The sequence below is a fragment of the Sneathiella sp. genome, from assembly GCF_029233945.1.
GTDB lineage: Bacteria > Pseudomonadota > Alphaproteobacteria > Sneathiellales > Sneathiellaceae > Sneathiella.
Genome location: NZ_JARGOQ010000023.1, coordinates 47128 through 54085, shown reverse-complemented (window position 1 = coordinate 54085; position 6958 = coordinate 47128). Strand labels below are relative to the sequence as shown.

Genomic DNA, 6958 nt, shown 5'->3' with positions numbered 1-6958 from the left:
ACATCGAGGCTGTTCAGCGCCGTAAAGCCACCGCCGATATCACCGGCGCGCAGCAAAATCGCCCGCTCCCCCTGCTTATGCGAGCCGGTCGCCCCTTCGGTGCCGCGACGGCCGCGGAGAAGGGTCGAGAGGCGATAACTGCCGTCCGCATTCTCCGACAGATTGGCGAACTGGACAATCTCCTCTCCCACCAACAGGGCATTACCGCCATTCAGCAGCGCCGCCGTGGAAATACTCTCCAGCTCCTCCGCCCCGCTCACAAAGCGGATATCGAGAATGGAAGTCTCATCCGTCTGAAACGGCGTGTCGGTACCCTCAAGCGCGTTCAGCGTTACGCCCCAGACCACCTCGTTCGAGATCGATCCCTCGACCTGATAGCTCTCCTCATCGAAGGCGGAATAGAGCGTGCCGCCGCTCCAGCCGGGCTGATACCCATCCATGGCGAAATAGAAACGGCTGCCGTTCCCGGCCGTCGCATCCTGATCGCGGAGCAGCGGCAGATCGAGGAGGAACAGCTCCGCATATGTACCCCGCCGGATCAAGACCTGCTCATAACCCGAGCCCGTATCCCCGACCTCAACCGCGTCATAACTCAAGGGCGAGAGGGTCACCGCCTCCGTCTCGATGCTCATATCGGCCCCGAAATGCGATTGCATCAGCCGCGCGCTGCTGGTCGCGCCGTTCACCGTGACAGTCAACACATCGGCGGGATCGAGGGCGAGATATTTGATCGGCAGCGACGCGCTCACCGTCTGCCGCTCGGCCCAGGCGGAATAAAGCGTCTTCGCCGCCGCCTGCCGCGCCAAATCGGCGGTCAGCGCCATCGGCAGATCCCGCGCGAGCTGGTTCCGCCCGAACATGGTGGCGATGGGGCGGAAAGCCCGCTTTTCGGACTGGGTACCGATCTGGTAGCCCGCATCGGACGCCAAATAGGAGAGCGATATCTTCTCCGGCAGTTCGCTTTCCTGCAACCGGCGCATTGATGGCGGCGCGATCATGTCCGCATCGGAAATCTCAATGCCGCTCGCCGCCTGATTGCGCGGGATGAATTTGAGCCTGTCGCCGCTTTCCACCGCATCGAAAAAGGCATAGTCGCTGAGCGGCGTCAGCGCGTCGGCAATCGACATGGGGCGGCTCACCAGATAGCCCGGAAGGCTGCCCGCAAGGGCGGAGACATCGACATCCGCTTCCGTCAGACGCCCACGCGCACAGAGGTCACTGACGATGGCGGCAAGCTCGGCCCCCGCCCCGCTCGCGCGGCGCAGGAAAAGCCGTTTCACCCCGAAACTGGTATTGAACGCAATTACGCTGTCCGTCGCCGCGTCATAGACACCGCTCACGGACGTGCTGACCCCGTCGAACTCATACAGATCGACCCGCTCCAGCTCCTCCAGCGTTTCGGCGCTGAGATAAACCGCATAGCGCCCGGCGCTGATAAAGACGATCTCGCTGCCGTTATGCTGATGGACAAGAGAAAGACTCCCGCTCAGGTCGCTGACATCGCGGCTGGCGGTGATGGCTAGCGTCACCATCGACCATTTGAAAATCCGGTAGTCATTCTGGAACAGCAATTCATCGGAGGCCGGTAGATACGCAACCAGCCGGGTGATATTATTGGTCTCGCTGCCCGTCCCGCCAAGTGGCGTGAGATCGGCGGTCGCGATGGTGTAGATATCGCTCTCGACAGAATATTCCGTGCCCGAAACAGCTGGACTGCCAAACACGCGAACCCGGACGATCTCAAGATCGCTGAACACCGGGCCGGTTGCCCAGCCGGACAGGGCGACCCAGGCGATCTCGTCCGCGTCCGTCACCGCGCCGGTGCAAACGCGCGAGCTTGTGGCGATGGTATCGACCACCGCCAGCGCCTCATCGAAGATCACCACCTGGTAGTTCTGCTGCGATCCGGCAACCTGGAACTGCGCGCCCGTCAGCGGGTTGATAATATCGGTGGAATGGGTGACCGCACCGACCCCGCCTGGCAGATCGGCGCTGTCGATGAGTTGCATCGTCTCCCCGTCCACCAGATGGATTTGCCGCCCGGCGAGCAGGCCCGCGCCCGTGCCGATCCAGAAGTTCCCCTTGCGGTCGCGCGCGAAACCTATCGCCGCATCGGGCAGGCGCGGAAATTCCGTCTCCACCTCCGCCGTCGCCAGTTCCTCCAGGTTAAGCGCATCGATCTTGCGGACCGTATCGACCCCGCCCACCACTTCATAGCTGTAGATAAGGCCCCGCGACGCATCATAGGCAAAGCTGCCCGCATTGACCGACGTAATCGCACTATCGGTCAGCGGATAGGCGCCAATGCCGTCGGTGGTCACCAGAACCTCGATATTCGGGATGCGGTTGCCATAGGCACCAAGCGGCAGGTCATCGAACACCAGATAGCAAAGCCCGCGATAGGCGGGCACGTTATCCGCGCCCTCCGCCGCCTCGATAATACTGTCGGGGAGCTGATCCTCATCGCCTGTGTAAAAACGAAAGCGCAGATCGCTTGCGACCATCTCGCCTTCCGCGCTGGCGTCATAGATCACCTCCCCATCCGCCCAGATTTTAAGGAGTTTTGCAACTTCCCCCTCGCAGATGGCGACGGCAAAACTGGTGGAGTAGGCGTAACCGGTTACCTGTGAGGAGCCGCCGCCCCCCTTGCCGCCGCCGCTGCTGCGGGTGACGGCCTCGCTCCGAAGATCGCCCGCCCAGATAATATTTCCGGCGAGGCGCATGGTGCCATACAAACGCGGGATCGCCGCGCCATAGCTCGCGCCGGTGACATTCAGGTCGGTAAGCCGCGTCGCCGAGGACGAGGCGCCGTCATCGGCGAAGAGAACACGGCCCAGCGTGGTGCCGAGAAGCCACCCGGCCCCCGCGCCCACACCGGTGACCGCGCCGATACCGGCACCGACAAGACCAACTGCCAAAGTCGCCATTAGAGAACCTCCGGAAATGAAAAAACGGCAAAGGGCGCGCCGTAAGGCACCAACGCCTCCTCAATCACCTGCCGCCGCCGGGCATGGGCATGGATCACCGTCGGTACGCCATCGCGCGCGCTTAAAAACCCGACATGGATGGGGAAGGCGCTTTCCTTGAAGACGCCGATATACCCAATTTTCCAATTGGTTAAAGATTGTGATTGAAGTTGATTATGAAGATGACGCAGGAGCGCGCGGCCATCCCGCCGCCGCGCATAGCCAGCCACATCCTCAGGTTCCAGACCGAGGGCGCGCGCGACCAGAACGACCAGCCCGACGCAATCGACACCACTGCGGCTCCGTCCCTGATGCCGCCAGGGCGTGCCGATCCAGCGCCGCGCTTCGGTGATGATTTCTCTGCGCTCAACCATTACCCGTCTCCAGCAGGGCATCGGTGCCCGGAATATGCGGAAAACCCCGGAAATTGAGATGGTTCGCGTATGTATCGCGGCAGGTCGCATAGCGCTTGTCGCAGCCGGGAAAGAAGGAAACCTCATCCCCCGCCTCGATGACGTAAGGCATTTCAAGATAGAGCGTGAGCATCTTGCCCGATTGCGCCCAACCCCGAATTTCGCATGACCGGCCCGCATTCGCGCCGCTGGTGAAGGTCAGCACCCCACCGTTCAACACATCATCCGCGCCGCTATAATCGGTGAGCGTGAACTGATCGCGGGAGGGGGCATTGGCCACCACGTCTGTTTCGGTCAATGCCTCCACATCGACGGTGCAGCGACTGTCGCCAAGGTCAGCCCCGCAGAGGGGAGAATACACCTCCCCCACCTCATAGAGCAGCGCCTGGGCGAGACCGCGCAGCTCCGCCGTAAAGGCGCCATCGCGGGCCGAAACCTCCCCGATCCAGCCGCGCCGGAGCGGGAGGGTGCCTTGGGTCAAATCCTGCCAGTTGACCATGAAAATCCGCATCTCGGCGAAGTCATAGAGCCCGGCGAAAAGATCCTCTTCACGGATGATATCGCTGGTGAGATTGCCAATGATATCAAGGTTATCGACGCTGAAGCTGCTACTATTGGCGATCGCCGAGCGGGAATAACCGCTGGCGGCCAGATAGCTGTCGCCGTCAATCACCAGATCCTCATCGAAATCGGTGAAGAACATTTCCGTCGCGTCGCGGCGGGTCAGCGCCCAGCAAGTGGCGAGCGTGGTTACTTCCCCCGCAAGATGATCGCTCAAAGCGGTTGAGATCGTTTTCATATCCGTATCTCCACCAATTTGACGCTCTGCCAGTGATGGATGTCCGGTCCCGGAATGGCCGCCTGCATCAGGTCGGTATCGAAGCGGACCGGCACGTCGAACTCGCACGCCACCGCAATATCCGCATCCGTTGCGGGGGCGCTGTCAAAGGTGAGGATGCCGGTGGTTTCATCCACGCTCCAGCCGCTCGCCATGGGGGAGCCTCCCACGGAGACGTCCACCGTGCCGGCGACAATCTTCTTCAGCTCCCGGTCATAGGGCGGGGCGAGCGCGTCGTCATCGATATAGCGCTTGAAAATCTGGAACTGGGTCGTTGCGCCGTCGCCCGTGCCGATGGACTGCTCGCTCATCACGAAATCCGAAAAATCCTTCAGCCGGAAGCCATAGGCCCGCCCCCGCCGCGCGTGAAAGAAATTGAGGACCGCCGTCCATTCCTCCCCCCGGCTCGGGCTGATATCGACGGTATATTCGCGCCGCGCCTGCGCCCAGTTGATATTGCGCTGCTCGAACCCGGAATTCAGAATCTGCACCGTGGTCGAGAAGCGCGGGCCGCCGATCGCGCCATAGGAGACGCGGGTCGGGAACCTGACATCGTGAAAGCTCATTTTCTCACCCGTTCCTTCTGAGGCTGCGTTGTGCCTGACGAAGCGCTTCGCCCTGTATTTGCGTCTGGCTGAGGCGGAAGCTCGCCGCATCCGGCGTCGAGATATTGAACGCCATATTGATCACCGGCGCGGCGTTAGCGGTAGTCGCGCGCTGCTGCGCCGGGGTCTCGATGGTCACCCGCTCCCCCTTTGAGAGACGCAACGGCACGAGGTTCTGATCCACGCCGCTTGCCCCGCCGACCGTAAACTGACCGCCCGTCGAGAAGCCGGGGATCAGGCTGGCGAGCGATCCGCCGCCACCGAAGAGCGCACCACCCAATTCCGTGAACAGACCGGCTGCTCCGCCCAAACTCTGGCTTGCCTGCGATGTCAGCGTGCGGGTGCCAAGACGGATCAGGTCGCCTTCCAGGCTTTTCAGCACCGACTTGAAATCCCTGCCCGACAGGAGCAGCTTCTCGAACGCGCCCTCGAACGCCGTGCCGATGCTGGCCGCGACCTTCCCGGAAATATCGGCAAAACCGCTCATTTCCTCCTGCGCGGTGGCAAGCCCGGTATTCAGGTCATCGACAAAACCGCTTTTGCCCGCGCCCGTGAGATCGGTTTTAAGGCCGTCGAATTGCCGGGTGAGAAGCTGCGCTTCCCGTTCCGCCTTGCGGGTCTTGTCGCTGAGCGCATCGAGATTTTTCAGCGCCGTCTCTATACCGCCGAAAGCAGTTAAATCACTGTTATTTGCCATTATCCTTATCCTTGTTGTGCGTCTTTGGCCTGCCGCCGCCAGAGCGCGTAGAGATCGAGGAGGAGGCCGATCTCAAACACGGTCGGAGAGAGGCCAAAGCGTGCCTCGATATCCTTCTTGATCCCTGCCGGACGGAGCAATGCGCCCGCCGCATAGAGCGGCAGAAGCGTTGTGAACCAGCCCCAGACATGCGCGATGCAGGAAGGCGGCGGCAGCGGTCTCGCGTCCTGTTCGATTGCCTTGCCCGTCGCTTTCGCCGCCTGACGAAGCGCCGCATCGCGGGTGATGCCGGGGCCCACCTCCGCCGACCGCCAGAACTGATCCTCCGCCCAGTCCGTGAGGCGGGCGGCGGTCAGGGCAAAAAATTGGCCCGGTCCTCCACGAAGGCGGCGACCTGTTCGCGGATCCAGAGATGCTCCCGATAGAGCCTCAAGACATTCTCCGGCGTGGTGTCGTACTGCACGCCATCCAGCTCGATATTCTCAAAGCGGAGCGTAATCGCGGCCAGCCGTTCGATCAGCCGTTCCTCCAGCTCCGCCGCGGTCAGTTCCAGCTTGCGCTCGCTAATCTGCCGGTCGATCTGGGCGCGGAGGGTCTTGCGGTAATTCTCCGCATCCTCCCCCTGCAGCCAGATGACAGCGGGAAGCGCCTCCCCCGTCTTCGGATGACGGAGGGTGAGCGACGCGCCCGCCTCGCTGCGGGCCTTCAAGTCAAACGCCGCTACGTCAAATACATTCTTATGCATATTGTTTTCCTTTAAGCCGCTGTCCGGGTGATGGTGAGGTTGGTGGATTCGCTCTCGTCATAGAGCGCGGTAAAGGGCAGCGAGAGGGTAATCGGCCCCGCGCCCAGCGCCGGGTTCTCCGCTCCGGTATAGACAATGCGCGGAAGCTCAAATTCGAGGCTTCCGCCCGCGCCGCTACAAGTGAGGGTGAGGCTGCTTTCGGTGCGGGCCGCGAATTTATTCAGGAGCGACGCATCCTCGAAATAAGTCGTAATCTCGCCTGTGATGCGCGATTGCCCGGCCAGCAGGCTGCTCGCCTCATCCGCGCCAATCACAAAGGCCTGTTCGAGGTTGTTGTCGATATTGAGCTCCAGCCCGACAACAATGCCGATGCTGCTGCCCCCCTCGTCGAGCGAACCGGAAAAGCTGTCCATGGGATCGTTCGCCGCGGCAGCGGTCGGGCTCGCATCCAGGGGCGATGAATTCATCGCGGAGGATTTGCCGATTACGCCAAAGGTGCCGGTGATCAGCCGATCCGGCCGCACGGAAAGGCGCAGACGATCGAGCACGCAGCCAGTGAGCAGCTGATACTGGCTGATGTCCGAAAATGCCCGCTCGAAAGTGAAGCTCGGTTGGCTCGCCCCAGCCTTTAAAACGTTCGACGACCAGCTTGACTGCATCAGCGCGGCCAGCATGTCATCGAACCCGCCGTAGG

8 protein-coding genes are annotated in these 6958 nt (G+C 61.9%); all 8 read right to left on the bottom strand.

Annotated features, from left to right (window positions below):
* Positions 1–2927 (bottom strand): phage tail protein (locus P1U71_RS09535; RefSeq protein WP_301105361.1); only part of this gene is annotated, 2927 nt, incomplete at its 3' end.
* A complete protein-coding gene (locus P1U71_RS09530; protein WP_301105360.1) occupies positions 2927–3340 on the bottom strand; it encodes a hypothetical protein in 414 nt (137 codons plus the stop codon). The genes P1U71_RS09530 and P1U71_RS09535, both read right to left, overlap by 1 nt.
* On the bottom strand, positions 3333–4178 hold the full coding sequence (locus P1U71_RS09525) for a DUF2163 domain-containing protein (RefSeq protein WP_301105359.1): 846 nt from the start codon (positions 4176–4178) through the stop codon (positions 3333–3335). The genes P1U71_RS09530 and P1U71_RS09525 overlap by 8 nt, the downstream gene beginning before the upstream one ends.
* Positions 4175–4783: a DUF2460 domain-containing protein gene (locus tag P1U71_RS09520; RefSeq protein WP_301105358.1), complete on the bottom strand. Its 609-nt coding sequence runs from the start codon at positions 4781–4783 to the stop codon at positions 4175–4177. The genes P1U71_RS09525 and P1U71_RS09520 overlap by 4 nt, the downstream gene beginning before the upstream one ends.
* A 4-nt stretch (positions 4784–4787) precedes the next feature.
* Complete coding sequence (locus P1U71_RS09515; RefSeq protein ID WP_301105357.1) at positions 4788–5519, bottom strand: hypothetical protein; 732 nt, start codon at positions 5517–5519, stop codon at positions 4788–4790.
* Positions 5520–5524: 5 nt separating this feature from the next.
* Positions 5525–5818, bottom strand: coding sequence for a hypothetical protein (locus P1U71_RS09510; RefSeq protein ID WP_301105356.1), 294 nt, complete (start codon positions 5816–5818; stop codon positions 5525–5527).
* Positions 5819–5871: 53 nt separating this feature from the next.
* Positions 5872–6264, bottom strand: coding sequence for a hypothetical protein (locus P1U71_RS09505; RefSeq protein WP_301105355.1), 393 nt, complete (start codon positions 6262–6264; stop codon positions 5872–5874).
* Between the two features lie 11 nt (positions 6265–6275).
* Positions 6276–6958 (bottom strand): phage tail tube protein (locus tag P1U71_RS09500; RefSeq protein WP_301105354.1); only part of this gene is annotated, 683 nt, incomplete at its 5' end.